The organism is Sphingomonas sp. J344 (assembly GCF_024700005.1).
In the GTDB taxonomy this organism is placed as follows: Bacteria; Pseudomonadota; Alphaproteobacteria; order Sphingomonadales; family Sphingomonadaceae; genus Sphingomonas.
In genome coordinates, this window is record NZ_JAJONB010000002.1 from 364,458 (window position 1) to 382,421 (window position 17,964).

11 protein-coding genes and 3 pseudogenes are annotated in these 17,964 nt (G+C 66.1%); 5 read left to right on the forward strand and 9 right to left on the reverse strand.

Annotated elements, in window-relative coordinates:
- Positions 1-102: 102 nt before the first annotated feature.
- The 5 genes and pseudogenes from addB to LRS12_RS20465 all read right to left on the reverse strand — a co-directional run bounded on the left by addB (position 103) and on the right by LRS12_RS20465 (position 7,998).
- Positions 103-3,049 (reverse strand): annotated as a pseudogene (addB, locus tag LRS12_RS17980) (double-strand break repair protein AddB).
- A gap of 406 nt (positions 3,050-3,455) precedes the next feature.
- Entirely contained in the window at positions 3,456-4,154 is a 699-nt protein-coding gene (locus tag LRS12_RS17985) for a nucleotidyltransferase family protein (protein WP_257846186.1), read from the reverse strand.
- Positions 4,155-4,213: 59 nt separating this feature from the next.
- The gene (locus tag LRS12_RS17990) at positions 4,214-5,185 is read right to left on the reverse strand and encodes an aminoglycoside phosphotransferase family protein (RefSeq protein WP_257846187.1); all 972 of its coding nucleotides are present in this window, start codon (positions 5,183-5,185) and stop codon (positions 4,214-4,216) included.
- A 26-nt stretch (positions 5,186-5,211) separates the two neighbouring features.
- Positions 5,212-5,655 (reverse strand): tRNA (adenosine(37)-N6)-threonylcarbamoyltransferase complex ATPase subunit type 1 TsaE, encoded by a 444-nt coding sequence (gene tsaE / locus LRS12_RS17995; protein ID WP_257845866.1) that lies wholly within the window; start codon positions 5,653-5,655, stop codon positions 5,212-5,214.
- A pseudogene (locus LRS12_RS20465) lies at positions 5,652-7,998 on the reverse strand (PAS-domain containing protein). Before LRS12_RS20465 ends, tsaE begins: the two are co-directional and overlap by 4 nt.
- A gap of 203 nt (positions 7,999-8,201) precedes the next feature.
- On the opposite strand from LRS12_RS20465, the pseudogene LRS12_RS18005 reads away from it, so the two are divergent.
- The 4 genes and pseudogenes from LRS12_RS18005 to LRS12_RS18020 all read left to right on the forward strand — a co-directional run.
- Positions 8,202-8,744 (forward strand): annotated as a pseudogene (locus tag LRS12_RS18005) (TonB-dependent receptor plug domain-containing protein); the annotation flags it as partial.
- Between the two features lie 1,093 nt (positions 8,745-9,837).
- The gene (locus tag LRS12_RS18010) at positions 9,838-11,355 is read left to right on the forward strand and encodes a TonB-dependent receptor (RefSeq protein WP_257845867.1); all 1,518 of its coding nucleotides are present in this window, start codon (positions 9,838-9,840) and stop codon (positions 11,353-11,355) included.
- 87 nt (positions 11,356-11,442) lie between these two features.
- Positions 11,443-12,228, forward strand: a complete 786-nt coding sequence (locus LRS12_RS18015; RefSeq protein WP_257845868.1) for a hypothetical protein — start codon at positions 11,443-11,445, stop codon at positions 12,226-12,228.
- 9 nt (positions 12,229-12,237) lie between these two features.
- Positions 12,238-13,833 carry a tetratricopeptide repeat-containing sulfotransferase family protein gene (locus tag LRS12_RS18020; RefSeq protein ID WP_257845869.1) on the forward strand — a complete coding sequence of 532 codons (1,596 nt, stop codon included), beginning with the start codon at positions 12,238-12,240 and terminating at the stop codon, positions 13,831-13,833.
- Between the two features lie 58 nt (positions 13,834-13,891).
- On the opposite strand, the gene ahcY is transcribed toward LRS12_RS18020, so the two are convergent.
- From ahcY to LRS12_RS18035, 3 genes are all read right to left on the reverse strand, one after another.
- The gene (gene ahcY, locus LRS12_RS18025; protein WP_257845870.1) at positions 13,892-15,298 is read right to left on the reverse strand and encodes an adenosylhomocysteinase; all 1,407 of its coding nucleotides are present in this window, start codon (positions 15,296-15,298) and stop codon (positions 13,892-13,894) included.
- Positions 15,299-15,706: 408 nt separating this feature from the next.
- Positions 15,707-16,396, reverse strand: coding sequence for a GNAT family N-acetyltransferase (locus tag LRS12_RS18030; RefSeq protein ID WP_257845871.1), 690 nt, complete (start codon positions 16,394-16,396; stop codon positions 15,707-15,709).
- A gap of 57 nt (positions 16,397-16,453) precedes the next feature.
- Positions 16,454-17,014, reverse strand: coding sequence for a YqgE/AlgH family protein (locus LRS12_RS18035; RefSeq protein ID WP_257846188.1), 561 nt, complete (start codon positions 17,012-17,014; stop codon positions 16,454-16,456).
- A 109-nt stretch (positions 17,015-17,123) separates the two neighbouring features.
- Between LRS12_RS18035 and LRS12_RS18040 the strand changes: the two genes are divergently transcribed.
- Positions 17,124-17,603: a peroxiredoxin gene (locus LRS12_RS18040; protein ID WP_257845872.1), complete on the forward strand. Its 480-nt coding sequence runs from the start codon at positions 17,124-17,126 to the stop codon at positions 17,601-17,603.
- Positions 17,604-17,664: 61 nt separating this feature from the next.
- Here the strand turns inward: LRS12_RS18040 and LRS12_RS18045 are convergent, their stop codons facing one another.
- Positions 17,665-17,925: a hypothetical protein gene (locus tag LRS12_RS18045; protein WP_257845873.1), complete on the reverse strand. Its 261-nt coding sequence runs from the start codon at positions 17,923-17,925 to the stop codon at positions 17,665-17,667.
- Between the last annotated feature and the right edge of the window lie 39 nt (positions 17,926-17,964).

Sequence of the window (17,964 nt, forward strand, 5' to 3'; positions counted from 1 at the left end):
CACCCTCCCCACCGCCTGCGGCGGCGGGCCCCCTTCCCTCTCCCATTGGGAGAGGGAGGGAGGCGCGAAGCGCCGGAAGGGTGAGGGTGATAGCGGACAGGCTCACGACCGCCGCTCCCGCCCATACCATTCGTCCCGGCGCATCAACTGATCATAATCCGAATAGGGCGCATATTCGGGGTGCAGCTTCGCGGTAAACGCCTCGCCCCCGGTCAGATAGCGCCCCGCCGTATCGGCAAAATTCTCCGCGGCGGTCGGCACGAATTCCTCGGGCTTCATCCGCCCATATTTCTCCGCCGGATCGACCGGCGTCGCAACATAGCCGAACTCGCCATTCTTCCGCGCCAGCGACCAATATTCGAAACAGCTCGCGCGCCCGGAAATCCCCGCAAACCCGCCCCGCTCGGCGATCAGGCCCAACAGCCCCAGCTGCAAGCTATAGCCCGCCCGCACCGCTCGCGTGCTCGGCGGCTGGCCAGTCTTGTAATCGACAATCCCGATCGTCCCGTCACCCATCGCGTCGATCCGGTCGAACTTGCCGGTCAGCCGCACGCCGGCAATGTCGATTCCGCCCTCCTGCTCCACTGCCAGGATGCGCCGCGCCGGATGCGCCGCCGTCTCGCGCACGATCCAGCGCACCGCCTCGATCAACCTCGGCTGCCACAGCGCGCGCATCATCGGGTGCGCCGCGCGCAGCATCTCCAGCACGCGCGGCTCCAGCGCGTCGGGGTCACAGCCATCATGCCGCGCCCATTGCTCCAGCGCGTCATGCACCGCCGTCCCGCGCCACGCCGCGCTCGGATCGGCATCGACCGGATCGAGCGGACGCAGCCGCAGCATCCGCTTGGCGTAGAAGGCATAGGGGTCGGCCTTCAGGCGATCGACATCGGTCACCGGAATCGATCGCGGCCGGATCGCCACCGGCGGGCATGGCTCGGGCCGCGTGACCGGCTTGTGCTCACGGGGCACATCGATCGCACGCGCCCAGGCTTCCAGCTCGGTCGCCCGCTCCAACCCGCCCGACAGCGCCTCCAGCCGCAGCCAGAAGCGCGACGCAATCGTCGGCGCCCCCGCATCGCGCTTCGCCCGCGTCAGCAGCACCTCGCGCGCACCCAGCCCCTGCGCCAGGTCATGCGCCGCCAACCCGATCCGCCGCTCCAGCCCGGGCAACCCCAGCTCGCTGCGGATACGCGGTGCCAGCCACGGGTCGGGCGCGGGCAGCCCCGGCCACACCCCTTCATTGAGCCCGCCCAGCACCAGCAGGTCGGCGGCATGCAGCCGCGCCTCGATCACGCCAAGAATGGCCAGACGCGGATGCCCGCCCTGCGGCGGCCGCACCGCCACCTCGTCCATCAATGTCCGCAGCAATGAGGGCAGGCTCGCCGGGGCGATCAGCGCGGGGCCATGTACCGCCTCACGCTCCAGATCGTCGAGCAACGCCGCCGCCGCGCGACCATCGACGCCCGCCCACAGCCGCTCGCCGCACAACCGCTCCGCTCCTTCACGCAACTGCGCCAACAGCATCGCGGGCGGCACCAACTCCGCCGCAAACGCCGCCTCGATCGGCTCCAGCAGCGCCGCGATCTCCGCCCAGGGCTCGATCGCCCGCGCCCGCGTCCGCGCGTCATACCCCTCGGGGTCGGCCAGATGCGCCGTCACTCCGGCCAGCCCGGCAGGCGGTCGCGGCCCGCGCACCGCCAGATCGAGGCTGCGCACCTGTTCCAGCCAGCCGATCCGCGCCTCGCCCGCGCGCACCAGCGGATGTTTGAGCAGCGCCAGCAACGCCATCGGCGCAAAATTCTGCGCCGCCGCCTCGGCCAGCGCCAGCAGCAGCGTCCCCGGCGGAAGGATCGCCAGCGGCGACCCGGCGGAATCGTCGATTGCAATGCCCCAGCGCGCGCAATGCGCCGCCACCCGCTTGGCCAGCGCGCGATCCGGCGTCACCAGCGCCGCCGTCCGCCCCGGCTCCTCCAGCGCCTGCCGCAGTGCCAGCGCAATCCCCTGCGCCTCCTCCGCCGGGGTCGCGACTTCCAGCGCGCGCACCCCCGCCAATCGCCGCTCGCCCGCGGGCAGGTCGCTCCACAACGTCGTGCGCTCGGCCGGCATCATCGCGCTCGCAATCGCCTTGCTGCGCGCGGGCGGCGCATCCAGCTCGGTCGCGACCCGCCAATTCTCGAACTCCCCGCGCTGCACCCCCATCCGGTCGATCAGCAGCTTCAGATGGAATTGCGGATGCGTCTCCAGGCTGCGCCGCCGTCGTCCGCTCGCGGGATCGGCGGGAAACGGCCCCAGCATCGCCCATTCCTCATCCGCCATCGCCAGATCGACGCCCGGCAGCACGACCTGCCCCTGCGGCAGTCCCGCGACGACACGCAGCAGCCGCGCGGATCGCGGGCGCGCTCGTCGTAATCCCCGCGGCGCAGACGAAGCGCCCGGGCGGCTCCGCCCGCCACCGCCCCGCCACCCGGTCGAGCAACCGGTTGCGCCGCTCGGCCAGATCGATCCGGCCCAGCTTCTCAAGCTCTTGCGGCCACTTCTCCAGAACGATTTCGAACAGGTCGAGCGCGCGCTGCCAATGCACGGTCAAATGATCGAGCAGCACCACGTCGCGCAGCGCAATCGGCGCGATTTCCTCGACCAGCATCTGGTCGAGCGTCCGCCCCAGATCGCCCGCCAGCCGCACCGCCTCCGCCGCATCGACGCTGCGGTCATGCGCCTCGATCAACCGCGCCAGGATCATCCGCCGCTGCAACGGATCGACCGCGGGCGGGATCGGCGCGTCATCGTCGGCGGGATCGAGAAACGGCCCCGCCGCCTCGTCCAGCTCGGGATCGCCGATCGCCACCATGCGCGGCAACAACAACCCGCCCCCGCTCGCCCGCACGAACGCATCGGTGATCGTCCGCTTGGCGCGATTGGTCGGCACCAGCACCACGCCCCGCGCCAGCCGCAGGGGATCGCCCCCATGCCGCCGGATTAACCCCTGCGCGAGCGCATCGGCAAAGGCGCGATGCGGCGGGACGGTGTAGAGGTTGAGGCGGGTGGTCATCGGTCCGCCGACCGTAGCGCGCGACGAAAGAGAGGCAAGCAAGGACAACGCGTTGCGCCGCTTCTTCTTAGCCCTCTCCCGCTTGCGGGAGAGGGTTGGGTGAGGGTCTTCTTCTTGTTCTGGTCAACGTCGATCCCCCCCGAAGCCGCCCGAAAAGACATGCTCGCCTTTTCCCGCACAGACCGACACGACCACTTTGGCACCGATGGCGCGTTCTTCGGCGACATGTTCGCATCGCCTCATGCGACCGCCCCGCCCCATCTCGTGCGATCACGCCACCTTCGGAATCTTGCAGACGCCAAAAACCGCCAGAAATCTGCGCCTTTCAGCCCCCAGCTTTCCTACAAGAACCTATTTGGTTATATTGCACAGAACAGCCGCCACCCGGAAACCCGAATGTACACACTCACCCGTCCGCCAGCACCGCCTCGGTCGCCGCAATCGCCGGCGGACTGCCGACATCGAACCACAGCCCTTGGTGCACCACGCCGAACGCCCGTCCGGCCTCCATTGCACGCTGCCAGAACAGGTTCGTGGAGAATGGTCCTTCCGGCCAGTCACGGATCACGCGCGGCGACAGGATCTGCACCCCGGTGTAAACGAACGGTGCCAGCCGCCCCGGCTTGCGCCGTCCCACAATCTTGCCGAATGGATCGAGGTGGAAGTCCCCCTGCCCGCCATGGCAATGCGCACGCGCCAGCGGTACGAGCAGCAGCAGCGCATCCATCCGCTCATCGTCCCACGCCGCCGCCAGCTGGCGGATCGCGTCGATCGGACCATCGACCCACAGATTGTCGCTGTTGACGCAGACAAACGGCTCATCGCCCAGCATGTCACGCGCCTGCACCAGCCCGCCGCCGGTCTCCATCAGCTGCTTGCGCTCGTCGGAGACCAGCACCTCGATATCCTTCACCCGGTGCGTGACATGCGCCTCGAGCGCATCGGCGAGGTAATGGACATTGACCACCGCGCGCGCGACGCCCGCGCTGCGCAGCCGGTCGAACACATGGTCGATTAGCGGCTTGCCCGCGACCTCGATCAGCGGCTTGGGCCGTGTCGCGGTCAGCGGGCGCATGCGCTTGCCCAGCCCCGCCGCCATCACCATCGCGGTGCGCGGCACGGCACCGGCCGGAACGGGCCGGATCGCCAGCGTCTTTTTCGTGCTCACGCCTGCACCACCACCATCGGATCACCGCGCAGCTGCGCCGGAATGTTCGCGTCGAACCACGCCTTCACCGGAGCCAGTGCGGGATGCTGAAGGTCGCGCTCCAGATAGCCCCATACGCGCGGGCACAGCCCGGGGTAACGCGGCTTGCCGTCGCGCTGCCACAGCCGAGTGAAGATGCCGATGATCTTCGCATTCCGCTGCGCGCCGAGCACATGATAGGCGTCGACAAACGCCTGATCTGCCCCGGTAATCCGGCGATAGCGGTCGAGCATCGCCGCCTCCAGATCGGGGTGCACATCGCGTCGCGCATCCTGCAGCAACGAGACGAGGTCATAGGCCGGATGCCCTGCCAGCGCGTCCTGGAAATCGAGCAGGCCCAGCGTCTCGCTCCCCTCGATCAGCATCAGATTCTCCGCATGATAGTCGCGCAGCACGGTCACCCGCTGCCCCTCCAGCGCCGGGGCAAGCACCGCGTCCCACGCCGCGCGATACCCCTCCACATCAGCATCCACGCCAATCGCCGGGCAATACCATTCGGTGAGCAGCGCCGCCTCGCGCTGGCAGGTATCGGCATCATAGGGATCGATGTCCGCCGCTTCATGCCCGCGCAGCCGGATCAGCACGTCGATCGCCGCCTCGTACAGGCGAAGCTCGCTCTCGGGCGCGGCGTCGGCGGTCTCCCGTAGCCGCGCGTCGCCGAAATCCTCGATCAGGACGAGCCCGACATCGAGGTCCTCGCCATAGATCGTTGGCGCCGCGAAACCGCGATCGGTCAGCCAGCGCGCGATCGAAATGAACGGGCGCGGGTCCTCATGCGGCGGGGGCGCGTCCATCAGGATCGCGCTGCGCCCCGGTGCCTGCACCCGGAAATAGCGACGGAACGACGCATCCCCAGCGAGCGGCAGGATCTCTCCATCGCCCCACCCGATCTCGGCCAGGAAATGCGGTGCCCGTTCGGGCGGGTTCATGTCGGGGGGCGAAATCACGCCGTCGCTTACAGGGGCCATCGGTCCTTCCATGCCGCCGGCACCCGCGCTGTCAAGCCGCGCGAACCGTCGGTTTCGATCGTCAGTGTCAGCCACAAGGCGTCCGCCCAAGTGCCTTCGGGCAATCGCTCCGGCCATTCGACCAGCAGCAGTGAATCGCCGCGGGCATCGTCGAGACCGAGCTCGTCGGCCTCATCGGGATATTCGATCCGGTACAGATCGACATGCAGCACGGGAATCGCGGTTTCGGGCGGTTCATAGGGTTGGACGATCGCAAAGCTCGGCGACGGCGCCTCGCCCTCCAGCCCCAAAGCCGCGAGCAGCCCGCGCGCAATGCTGGTCTTCCCCGCGCCCAGCTGCCCCGACAGCGCCACGACATCGCCCGGTCGCACCCGTGCGGCAAGCGCGCGCCCAAACGCCTCGGTCGCCGCCGCATCCGCCAGCGCGATCATGCGCGGGGCAGCTCCACGACCACCATCGTCCCCTGCCCCGGCTCCGACACCAGTTCGATCGTCCCGCGATGCGCCTCGACGAACTGCTTGGCGAGCGGCAGACCCAGCTGCAGCGCGCGTTCGCCATTGCGGCTGATCCCCGCCTGCGCAAACCGGTCGAACGCCTTGGCCGCGACCTCCGGTGCCAGCCCCGCGCCGTCGTCCGACACGACGATCCGCGCCCTGGCATCCGACCCGTCGATATGCAGCAGCACCCGGCCACCCTCACCCGTTCCGCTCACCGCATGGCGCAGCAGGTTTTCGACGATCTGGCGGATACGGCGCGGGTCGCCCTGAACGCTGCCCGCGCTGCCCTGAATCTCCACCGCCAGCTCGATCTTCTTGGTCTTGATCGACGGCTGGACATTCTCCACCGCCGCGCCCGCGACCAGTTCCAGATCAACCGCCTCGCGCGCCAGCACACCGCCGTCGCGGGTCAGGTCGAGCACATCGTCGACCAGATCGCCGAGCCGCCCGACCGACTCCAGGATCGCCCCCGAATAATCGACCGCCGTCTCGGGCAAGACCCCCGCATAGCCGTTGTAGAGCATCTCGGCGAAGCCCTTGATCGAGGTCAGCGGGGTGCGCAGCTCGTAACTCATGCTCGCGACGAACGCGGTCTTGATCCGGTCGGCCGCTTCCAGCGCGTCGTTGCGTTCGCGCAGCGCATTCTCGATCCGCCGACGGTCGGAAATGTCGAGCATCGTGAACAGCGCGTTGCCATCTGGCAGCGGCACCGCCGCCACCTCGAAATGCCGCCCATCGGCGAACTCGATCGATCCGCCCCGCTGCTGCCGCTCGACCGTCGCGGCACGCACCAGATCACCGATCAGTGACGCGCGACCCGGCTTGGCAAGCTTGTTCGCGACTTCCTTTGCCAGTGCATCGACACGCGGATGGCTGGTGACGAACGTCTCTTCAAAAGCCCCAGGCGGTCTTGAACCGGTTGTTCCAAAGCTGAAGGCGTCCGTCGGCGGCAAACACGCCGAGCCCCTCGAATAGATTGTCGAACGTCGCCGTCCGCACCCGCAGCAGCGTATCGCGCGCGCTCGCCAGCTGAACCTGCTCGGTCAGGTCCTCGAAGATCGTCAGCAGCCCGCCTTCGGGCAGCGGCTGGGCAACGACGCGCAGATGCGTGCCGCCGGGCAGCGTCCAATTCTCCTCATGCGCCGCCTCCGCCGCGACGAACCACTCGCGCCGCTCATTTTTCCACCCCGGAAAATCGCGCACCACCGGCAGCCGGTTCGCCTCGCGCATCCGCTCCAGAATGCGGTCGAACTCGGGACGATCAGCGAGCCATTCGTTCTTCATCTCAAAGATGCGCCGGAACGGCTGGTTGCAAAAGACCAGCGCGCGATCCGGCCCGAACTGCGCGACTCCGGCGGACAGCCGGTCGAACATCGACCGCTGCGCCTCGCTCGCGCGCTTGATCCCGCTGCGCGCCTGTTCCAGTTCCTCGACATCGACGGCAAAGCCCGCGACCCCGCCGGTCGGCAGCGGCACGTCATGGATGTGCAGCGTGCGACGCTTGCCCCCGATTGTCGCGGGCAGCTTGACCATCTGCGGCGCGCCGACCTCGCGCGCATGCGCCGCGCTCGCCAGCGGACCGCCCGGCGCGGAAGCATCGACCAGTTCGACGCCGGACGCGACGACCTGCTCGGCATCCTTGCCCTCGACCGCCTCGACATAGGCGTTGTTGACCATCGCGATGCGCAGCTCGGGATCGCGATACCACATCGGCATCGGCGCGGACTGGATCAGGCCGGTCAGCGCGTCGAACGCGATGCGGTAACGGTCCGCCTCTGCGGCGAAGCGCGCCACCTCTTCGCTCGACTCGGTCGCATCAAGGAACCACAGCACCGCCCCGCCCGGTGCGCGGACCGCGTCAGGCGCACGGATTCCGGTGGCGAGCAGGGTCCGGCTCGCCCCGCGCACCGGCAGGATCATCCGGAACGGCTTGCCCGCCCGCTGCGTCGCGCTCACCTCGATCTCCAGCACCCGCGCATCTTCCGGCGCAAGCACCGCGTCATTGTCGATCAGGTCGGAAAATTGCGTCGGCACGGCATCGAACCCGAACAAATTGGCAAGCGCGATGGGCAATTCGATCCGCCCGTCGGCGCGCACGATCATTGCCAGCGCGGGGGATCCCGCAGCCAGGGCCAGCAGCCGGGCATTTGCATCGATCAACTGCGCCGCACGCGCGCGGGCGCGAAGTCCGGCGAACAGCATCGCGGCCCCGCCCGCCAGCGTTACGGCGATCGCCGCGCCGGCCAGTGTCGCTGCCGTTTCAGTGATTTCGATCAACGCGCGGAATCCCTCATTATCGTCGCTCTTACGAAGTCGCGCCGCGCCCGGCAACGCCCGCGCGCCGACGATCGCCTGTGGCCCTGCGGCAACACCTGCCTCCAGCCTCGCCCCATATCGGTGGTCACGCCCGAAACCGGGTTGTCATCTTCCTGCAATGCAGCAACAATCCAGCGATTATTGTGTAACAGGGGACACAAGTCATGGCGAAATCCAGCTTTTTGAGCGCGACCGCGCTCCGCTCCATCGCGATATTCGGTCTTGTAATCACCGGATCCGCTCCCGCGTTCGGGCAGGAAGCGCCAACCGAGGAACCGGAGGCACCGACCACCGCTCAGGCCTCGTCGGAGGCCGAAGTCGTCGTGACCGGTTCGCGCATTCGCGGCATTACGCCGTTCAACAGCCCGGATCCGATCAGCCAGATCGACCCCGAGCTGGTCGCGAAGGAAGGCAAGACCGACCTGGCCTCGATGCTCCAGAGCAGCCCGATCGCAGCAGGTTCGACCCAGATCACGTCGGCACTTTCGTCGAACTTCGTGACCAATGGCGGGCCGGGCGCGCAGACGATCGACCTTCGCGGTCTCGGCGCGAACCGCACGCTGGTCCTGCTCAATGGCCGTCGCGCCGGCCCGGCCGGTACGCGCGGCGGCGTCTCGTCCTTCGACCTCAACGTGCTGCCCTCGTCGCTCGCGCAGCGCATCGACATCCTCAAGACCGGTGCCTCGTCGGTCTATGGGTCGGACGCAGTCGCGGGCGTGGTCAACATTACGACCAAGACCGATATCGAAGGTCTGCAGCTGTCGGGGAACGTGTCCACCCCGTTCGACGGCGGCGGCGAAACCTACCGCATCAACGCGATCTTCGGCAAGAAGTGGGACACGGGCCACTTCCTGATCGGTGCCGACTATTGGCATCAGAACGAACTGACCCGCGGCGACCGCGACTATCTCGCCTGCCCTGAAGCCTACACCTTCCGTCAGGACGGGACGCGCGCAGATCTGGTCGATCCGCGCACCGGCAGCTTCGCGTGCGAAGATCTGCGCTGGGGTCACATCTGGACCTACAACCTGATCGACAACCTGCAGCTCGACGGGCCGGGCGGCCCGAACACCGGGCGCAACACGTCGTTCAACCGCTCGACTGTGCTGCTTCAGTACCAGTATCCCGGTGAAACGCTGGGCATTCCTGCCTATGGCGCCCCCGCATATCCCGGCGACTTCAGCGCCCCTGCGGGCTGGTTCCCGACCGGATACGACACCGCATCGCTTGCGGTGCAGAACGCCTATCACCCGTTCGTCGAGCAGTCGACCATCGTCCCCAAGACCGACCTCTACACCGTGTTCGCGGAAGGGTCGCAAGAGATCACCGACTCGATCGAGCTGTTCGGTGAATTCCTGTTCAACCGTCGTGAAACCTACCAGAATGGCTGGCGCCAGTTCTGGAGCTTTGGCTACACGGGCGACCTCTACGGCTACAATCCGGGCGGCAACCTCTACAATTACTGGGGTGGCGGCTTCGGCGGTGTGAACCTGATCAGCCCGACCGCGATCACCGATCAGAGCGATACCAGCCAGAAGGTGGATTACTATCGCGGCGTCGCCGGTCTGCGCGGCTCGTTCGGCGCGACCGACAACTGGAAGTGGGAAGTTTACGGCCAGTACAGCCGCAGCATCGGCCGCTACCGCACCCAGCAGATCCTGCAGGACGCCTACGACATCAGCACCCAGCAGGGCTTTGGATCAATTGGTTCGTGCGTCGGCATGGTAACCCCGGTTTCGGGTCGCCAGTGTGTCGATATTCCCTGGACCAACCCCTACTTCCTGCGCGGCGAGATCACCGATGCGCAAAAGGCTTATCTGTTCGATTGGGAGGAGGGCCGCACGCTCTACACCCAGTGGACCGGTGAAGCCGCGCTCACGGGCGAGTTGTTCAAGCTGCCGGGTGGTATGCTCGGCGTCGCGATCGGCGCAGCCTTCCGTCGGGACGAGATCAACGATACGCCCGGCGAGATCACCCGTGCGGGCAACGCATGGGGGTGCCTCGACCTCGGGCATCACTGCCGGCTCCAGCAAGACCTGGGAAGCGTTCGGCGAAATCAACGTGCCCCTGCTCAAGGATCTGCCGTTCGTCCACGAACTGTCCCTCTCGGCTGCCGGTCGCGTCACCAACGTGACGTCGACGCGCACGTCGGACGGTTTCTCGGACAGCGACAACGGCAACTGGACCTACAAGCTCGGCGGCAACTGGGCTCCGACCGAGTGGTTCCGCGTCCGCGGCAGCTATGGCACGTCGTTCCGCTCGCCTGCTCTGTTCGAACAGTTCCTGGCGAACGAGACGAGCTTCCAGTTCTCGCGCAATATCGACCCGTGCGCCGGCTACACCAATGGCTTCCTCACCGGTCGGATCAACCAGCGTCAGCGCGACAACTGCATCGCACAGGGTATTCCGGCTACCTATAACGGGTCGGGTGTCTCGGCGACGGTCTCCTCGCAGGGCGGCATCGGCCAGCTGGAAGCGGAAACCTCGAAGGCGTTCGTGATCGGCGGCGTCCTGACTCCGCGACTGGGCTTCCTGGGCAGCCGCACGCGCATCAACATCGCGGTCGACTATTTCGACATCAAGGTGTCGGGCCAGGTCGCTCAGCTCGGCGCGGCAAGCATCATCTTCGGCTGCTATGACTCGGCCAGTTTCCCGACCGATCCGCTCTGCTCGCTCTTCACGCGCGGCCAGACCGGCGCACCGTTCAACATCAACACGGTGTCGGATCAGTACATCAACATTGCCAGTCAGCAGAACAGCGGTGTCGACCTCACCGCGAATGTGCGCAGCGACCTGGGTGCATGGGGCAATATCAGCTTCACCGCCGACATGACCTGGCAGACCCGCGACACCTTCCAGCTGCTCCCGACGTCGCCGATTCAGACCGACAATGGGGAAGCCGGATCGCCGCGCTGGGTCGGCGACTTCCGCCTGACCTGGAACCTGCCGAGCAGCGGGACCACGCTGTTCTACGGCATGAACGTGATCGGCGCGACGTCGAACGTGGATGAGTTCCTCGCCGACAATAACGGCAATCCGTGCATCAACGGCGACCGTGGAGACGGCGTTGCGATCCGCGGCATTTATTGCCCGGTGCTGACCACCAACGCGACCTTCTACCACAATGCGTCGATCACCCAGGAAGTCGCGGACAAGTTCGAGATCACGCTGGGTGTCAGCAACCTGTTCAACACCCGCCCGCCGCGCGTGTCGGTGCTGAACGGCGGTCAGATCAGCATGCTCGGCCCGGTCGTCGCCGCGTCGCAGTACAGCTTTGTCGGCCGACGCGCGTTCATCAACGTCTCGGCAAAATTCTGATCCAGGAAGATCAATGATTGGGAACGGGCGTCATGGTAACATGTCGCCCGTTTTCATTTTGTCGAACGAAAGGAGTCGGGCCGCGCAATGCCGCAAGTCCTCGTAACCCCCGACAATCTGGATGATGCGAACCGTCAGTTCACCCAGGCACCGCTGACCCATCCGGTGTTTCTCAACAGCCTGCCCAAAAGCGGCAGCCATCTGTTGCGCAACATCCTGCGAATGTTCGTTCCCGTAGATCAGCAATATCAGGCCGACTTCATCCAGTGGCCGACGCTCCAGCGCCACCGCGTCGCGTTCGATCCGGCACATCCCAGGCTGAGCTGGGGCCATCTGTTTTTCGCCGATGCGTCAGTCATCGAGACCGCATCGGCGCGGCGCATCCTTCTCTATCGCGACCCGTATGACTGGGTGATCGCACAGGCGCGCTTTTTCCTGTCCGAACAGTTCAGCGGCAATGTCGAATTTCTGAAATCGGGAGCGCTCGGCATCGATGAACTGCTGACGATGATGATCTTCGGCATCCCGGGAAAACAGCCTTCGCTGCACGGCATGTATGAATTGAACGTCGCCGCCTGGCTCGGCTCCAGCGTCTATCCGATCAGGTTCGAGGATCTGGTCGCGCATGCGCGGCAACCCGAGACCGACGCGGCGGCTGCCTATTTCGCCGCATTGCTTGAAGCATGCGGCATCGCGGTGCCGACGGACTGGCAGGCGCGCGTCCGTATCGGTGCCGACCCTGCGCAGAGCGGAACCGCGCGGGACAACCTCACTGGCGTTGCCAAGCAATTGCCCGATCGGTTGGGGGATCGCCATCGCGCGCTCGTCGATTTCCATGCGCCTGGCCTTCGCGCCCTGCTCGGATATCGCTAGGCTGACCGGATGAACCAGACCGATCCGCTGATCTCGTCCCGCCCCGCGCTCGCACGTGCGCGCAACCTGCTCTCGGCGGAAAAGCCGGAGGCTGCGGCGCGGGAAGTGATGAACCATCTCCGCCGGCACCCCGGCGACCCGGAGGGGTTGACGATGCTGGGGTCGATCGCGAACCGCCTCGGCGCGCTCGAACAGGCGCAACAATTCCTGCGCCAGGCGATCGCAGCCGGCGCGCGCGGCCCTGACGCGCGACGCGAACTTGCTGCGGTCTACAATCAGCAGCAACGCCCGGTTGAGGCGCTGGCATTGATGGAGGAGCTGGAACGAGAGGTTTCCGACCTCGCAATTCCATCCGCACGAAGCGCATTGCTCGACAAGCTCGGCCGGCACGATGAGGCGCTGGAACTGCAACAACAACTGGTCGAGCAGGCCGGCGACACGCATCCGGATCTGTTGATTCCGCTCGGCCACATCCTGCGCGCGATGGGCCGGGTCGATGAGGCAGTCGCCGCCTACCGCCGCGCCGCCGGGGCCGATTTCGAGTTCGGCGAGGCGTGGTGGGGCCTGGCCAGCATCAAGCGCAAAGTCCTTACCGATCAGGATCTCGAAATGATCGCACGCGGGATCGAAGTCGCGATCGATCCCCGGAACAGTGCGCCGTTACATTTCGCAATGGCAAAGGCGCTGCACGATCGGGAGCGCCATGCGGAGGCATTCGCCCATTATGCAAAGGGCAACGCCCAACGTGCCGAGAGCCTCAAATATGACCCGGCCGAACTGACCGCGGAGATCACCGAGATTGAGCGCACGATTGACGCCGATTTCATCGCCCGGCTCCCGCAAGAACCCGTCGGGGACGGGGCAATTCCGATCTTCATCGTCAGCCTGCCGCGCTCCGGTTCGACCCTGCTGGAACAGATGCTGGGAAGCCATCCCGCGCTTGAGCCGGTGGGCGAGCTTCCCTACGGACCCGCCATCCTGCGTTCCGCGATCGAGCTCGCAACCCGCCGCGGCTCCATGACCGTGCCGCAGCTGACCCGGACCCTTACCGACGATCAGGCACGGGTGCTGGGCGAAGATTATCTGCGCCGCGCGGCCGAGCACCGCCGCAGCGATTCTCCCTTCTTTATCGACAAGCTGCCCCATAATTGGAGCAACCTCCTGTTCCTGAAGCAAATCCTGCCACAGGCGCGCTTCCTCGACATCCGGCGCAACGCGATGGACTGCTGTTTTTCAAACTACACCCAGCTGTTTTCCAGCGCGCACGCCTCGTCGTTCGACCTGACCCATATCGGACGGAGCTATGTCGACTATGTGCGGCTGATGGCGCATCTCGACGGCGTCGCGCCCGGTCTGGTCCACCATATCGACTATGCCGCGATGGTCGATGATCCCGAACCGCAGCTGCGCCCTGCCCTCGCCTATCTCGGCCTGCACTGGGATCCGGCAATCCTGCAATTCCACAAGCTCGACCGCGTGGTCCGCACGCCCAGCAGTGAGCAGGTTCGCCGCCCGCTCAACCGCGACGGCGTCGATATCTGGAAACCCTATGCGCAGTGGCTCGATCCGCTGCGTGATGTGCTCGGCCCGCTCGCCGACGCCTGAACGAAAAAGGGGCGCTTCCGATCCCGGAAGCGCCCCCTTTCTGTTTCGGCTCTACCGTTTAGTAGCGATAGTGGTCCGGCTTGAACGGGCCTTCGACCGGCACGCCGATATAATCGGCCTGACGCTGGGTCAGCTTGGACAGCTTGACGCCCAGCTTGTCGAGGTGAAGCGCCGCAACCTTCTCGTCGAGGTGCTTGGGCAGGACGTACACGTCGTTGCCGTACTTGTCCGCACCGGTCCACAGCTCGATCTGCGCCAGAACCTGGTTGGTGAAGCTTGACGACATCACGAACGAAGGGTGACCGGTCGCGTTGCCCAGGTTGACCAGGCGGCCCTTCGACAGGACGATGATCTTCTTGCCATCGGGGAACTCGACCTCGTCGACCTGCGGCTTGATCTCGGTCCACTTGAAGTTGGCGAGGCCGGCGATCTCGATCTCGCTGTCGAAGTGACCGATGTTCGACACGATCGCCATGTTCTTCATCGCGCGCATGTGATCGACGGTCAGCACGCCTTCGTTGCCGGTCGCGGTGACGAAGATGTCGGCGCGGGTCGCGGCCTCTTCCATCGTCACGACTTCATAGCCCTCCATCGCCGCCTGCAGCGCGCAGATTGGATCGATTTCGGTGACCAGAACGCGCGCGCCGCCGTTGCGCAGCGACGCCGCCGAACCCTTGCCGACGTCGCCGAAACCGGCGACGCAGGCGACCTTGCCGGCCAGCATGACGTCGGTGGCGCGACGGATCGCGTCGACCAGCGATTCCTTGCAGCCATAGAGGTTGTCGAACTTCGACTTGGTCACGCTGTCGTTGACGTTGATCGCCGGGAAAGGAAGCTTACCCTTCTTCGACAGCTCGTACAGGCGATGCACGCCGGTGGTGGTCTCCTCCGACACGCCCTTGATGTTCTGGACGGTCTTGGTGAGGTAACCGGGACGCTCGGCCAGGAAGCGCTTCAGCGTCGCGACGAAGATTTCCTCTTCCTCGTTAGACGGGGTGAACAGCTCCTCACCGGCCTCTACGCGCGCGCCCCACAGCGCGAACATGGTGGCGTCGCCGCCATCGTCGAGGATCATGTTGCAGGTCTGGTCCTGACCCCAGTCGAAGATGCGGATGACGTAATCCCAATATTCCTCCAGCGTCTCGCCCTTGACGGCGAAGACGGGGATGCCGGCGGCGGCGATCGCAGCGGCGGCATGGTCCTGGGTCGAATAGATGTTGCAGGTCGCCCAGCGCAGTTCGGCGCCCAGTTCCTTCAGCGTCTCGATCAGCACCGCAGTCTGGATCGTCATATGCAGCGAACCGGTGATGCGCGCGCCGGCGAGCGGCTTGCTCGCGCCGAACTCTTCGCGCAGCGCCATCAGGCCCGGCATCTCAGTCTCGGCGATCTCGATTTCCTTGCGGCCGAACGCGGCGAGGCTGAGGTCCTTGATGACGTAATCGGTCTTGTCGAGCACGGTGGCCACGATCGTTCTCCGGATAGTGAAATGATTCGCCGCGGCATGCCCGCGACTGTGCACGCGCCCCTAGCCGATCGGCGCGCGATGCGCAAATGAAACATAAAGATATCTTTATATGATACGCGGCACCCTGCACTAAATGGCCGTGTTGACAGCGAAATATCCCGCTGTGACGACTGAGCGCGAAGGGGTTTGGGGGATCTCCGATGAAGATTTGGTCGAACACCGGCACTGCCGCGCTGGCGCTTCTGATGGCGAGCGCGGGATATGTCCCCGCACTGGCGCAAGCGGCGGTTCGGCAGCGTGGTCGAAGTGACCAAATGGCTGCGCACCGGGGTGAGCCCGGATGAGATGATCGGTGGGCTGTCGCGCGATCCCCAAGCGCGGCAGAAGCGAAGGCCCGGAAATAGGCGTTCAGACCGTCGGCATTCGCGCAAGGATCAATGCGCGGATGTCTGTGCGGATGCGGAACCCCATTCTTTCGTACAGCGCGATGGTGGCGCGATTGCTGGCATAGCAGTGCAGAAAGGGGGTCTCCCCGCGCGCCAGGATCACGTTGGCGACATGACGGGTAAGGTGCCCCGCCAGCCCGCGGCCGCGCCAGTCAGGATGGGTGCACACGGCGCTGATCTCGGCATAGCCCGGCAATCGCATCCGTTCGCCCGCCATCGCGATAAGCTGTCCATCGACCTTGACCCCCACAAAACCGCCCAGCCGGTTGCTGTGGCGGACATAGGGGCCGGGCTCGGTGAGCGTGGCCAGCGCGAACATCTCGGCACCATCGGCATCGTCGAGCGGGACGATGTCCGGCACCGCGCGATCGTCGGGAACGAGCGCGTCGAGCACCATCTGCACCGCCAGCCCCTCCTTCGCCAGGCGGATGCCGTCGGGTACCTTCCACGGCTGGCGCTCCACGAGCCATAGCTCGCCATCCTCGGGCACCAGCGCATCCAGCGCGGCCAGGCTCTCCGGCGACTCGTCCGCGGTCGCACCGAACAGCCCGATATTGCGGTCGACCCGCAACGCCGCAGGCGTTCCCTCGGCGATAGCTGCCCAGCCGGTGGCGAGTGAGGACCAGATCGGACGGTCGAGTGGATGGCTCATGCGCCGCTCCTGCACTGCCGCGCGCCGTCTGTCAGCCCGGCATTTGTGCGCACGCAGTCAGGCGGTGCCCGCGTCGTTCGCCAGCAGGCGCGGGTCGATCCCGGCACGCGCAAAACTACGCTCCCATCGACGCTCCGCCGCCACGTCATAGAGCAAAGCCGCGTCGCCCGGCACATTGAACCAGCCATGCCGCGTCAACTCCGCATCGAGTTGCCCTTCGGCCCAGCCGGCATAGCCCAGCGCGACGATCCAGCGCGACGGCCCCGTGCCATCCGCGATCGCGCGCAGTACGTCGATTGTCCCTGACAATGCCCAGCGGCCCGCCACGTCAATGGTGTCCTGCCCGCCCCAATCGGTCGAATGCAGCACGAACCCACGCTGCGGCTCGACCGGTCCGCCGAAATGGACCGGCGCATCGGGCGCGACGCCCGGATCGATTTCGAACTGGCCGAGCAAGTCGTGCAGGCTCAGCCCGTCGAGCTCGCGACCGATACCGACGCCCAGCGCCCCTTCCGCGTCATGCGCGCAGATTGCGATTACCGCCCGCTCGAACCTGGGGTCGCCGATTCCCGGGAGTGCGAGCAGGATTTGCCCGGTCAGAAAGCTGGTCTCTTCCATGTCTGCTTCAACATAGTCCCGTGCGATCGGCTCCGCCACGCTTGAAAATCGCCGCGATCATGCCACTTGGACGCCAACCCGCAGTTCCGCGGAGCGAGAGGAGACCCAGATGACGATCAAGATCGGCGATCGCGTACCCAGCACCAATTTCGTCAAGGCGACCGAGAATGGACCCGAGCAGGTCAGCTCGGACGAATATTTCGCGGGCCGCAAGGTTGCGCTCTTCTCGGTTCCCGGTGCCTTCACCCCGACCTGCTCGGCGCGCCACCTGCCCGGCTATGTCGAGAAGGCAGATGATCTCAAGGCCAAGGGCGTGAACGAGATCGCATGCACTGCGGTCAACGATCCCTTCGTCATGGGTGCGTGGGCAAAGAGCGCCGACGCGGGCGACGTCACGATGCTGTCGGACGGCAACGGCGCGTTCGCCAAGGCAGTCGGCCTCGAGTTCGACGGCAGCAAATTCGGCATGGGTATGCGCGGCCAGCGTTATTCGATGCTGATCAACGACGGCATCGTCGAGCAGCTGCACGTCGAAGCACCCGGCGAGTTCAAGGTCAGCTCGGCCGAACATCTGCTCGAAAACCTCTAACGGTTTCGGTCGCGCGCCGGTTCGCCGTTGACGGGGGAACCGGCGTGCGGCGAAGCTGTTGTCACTGTGGAAGGGAGACCCCGAAATGACCACCGAGACCAAGCCCGCCGCCACCCCGGCGACCACCGAAACCACCACCGAAGCCGCAGCCGACGAGTCGCTGTTCAGCCAGGCAAAAGAAGCCCTGACCGACGCGGGCGAAGCGATCAGCGGCGCGTTCGACGATGTCGTCGACGCAGCGAAGAAGAACCCCCGTCGCGGCTGCGGCGATCGCCGCAGGCGCGGCTGCCGCAGTTGCAGGTGCCGCGTTCGGCGTCAGCAAGCTGCTGGACAAGGACGACGAAACCAAGTGAGGCGCTGG

What these genes read in the sequence shown, in the direction of transcription:
- LRS12_RS17985 (WP_257846186.1), bottom strand. Translation starts at nt 4,154, where the DNA reads ATGGTGATGGCGGCGGGGCTGGGCAAGCGCATGCGCCCGCTGACCGCG.
- LRS12_RS17990 (WP_257846187.1), bottom strand. Translation starts at nt 5,185, where the DNA reads ATGAACCCGCCCGAACGGGCACCGCATTTCCTGGCCGAGATCGGGTGG.
- tsaE (WP_257845866.1), bottom strand. Translation starts at nt 5,655, where the DNA reads ATGATCGCGCTGGCGGATGCGGCGGCGACCGAGGCGTTTGGGCGCGCG.
- LRS12_RS18010 (WP_257845867.1), top strand. Translation starts at nt 9,838, where the DNA reads ATGCGCAAAAGGCTTATCTGTTCGATTGGGAGGAGGGCCGCACGCTCT.
- LRS12_RS18015 (WP_257845868.1), top strand. Translation starts at nt 11,443, where the DNA reads ATGCCGCAAGTCCTCGTAACCCCCGACAATCTGGATGATGCGAACCGT.
- LRS12_RS18020 (WP_257845869.1), top strand. Translation starts at nt 12,238, where the DNA reads ATGAACCAGACCGATCCGCTGATCTCGTCCCGCCCCGCGCTCGCACGT.
- LRS12_RS18030 (WP_257845871.1), bottom strand. Translation starts at nt 16,396, where the DNA reads ATGAGCCATCCACTCGACCGTCCGATCTGGTCCTCACTCGCCACCGGC.
- LRS12_RS18035 (WP_257846188.1), bottom strand. Translation starts at nt 17,014, where the DNA reads ATGGAAGAGACCAGCTTTCTGACCGGGCAAATCCTGCTCGCACTCCCG.
- LRS12_RS18040 (WP_257845872.1), top strand. Translation starts at nt 17,124, where the DNA reads ATGACGATCAAGATCGGCGATCGCGTACCCAGCACCAATTTCGTCAAG.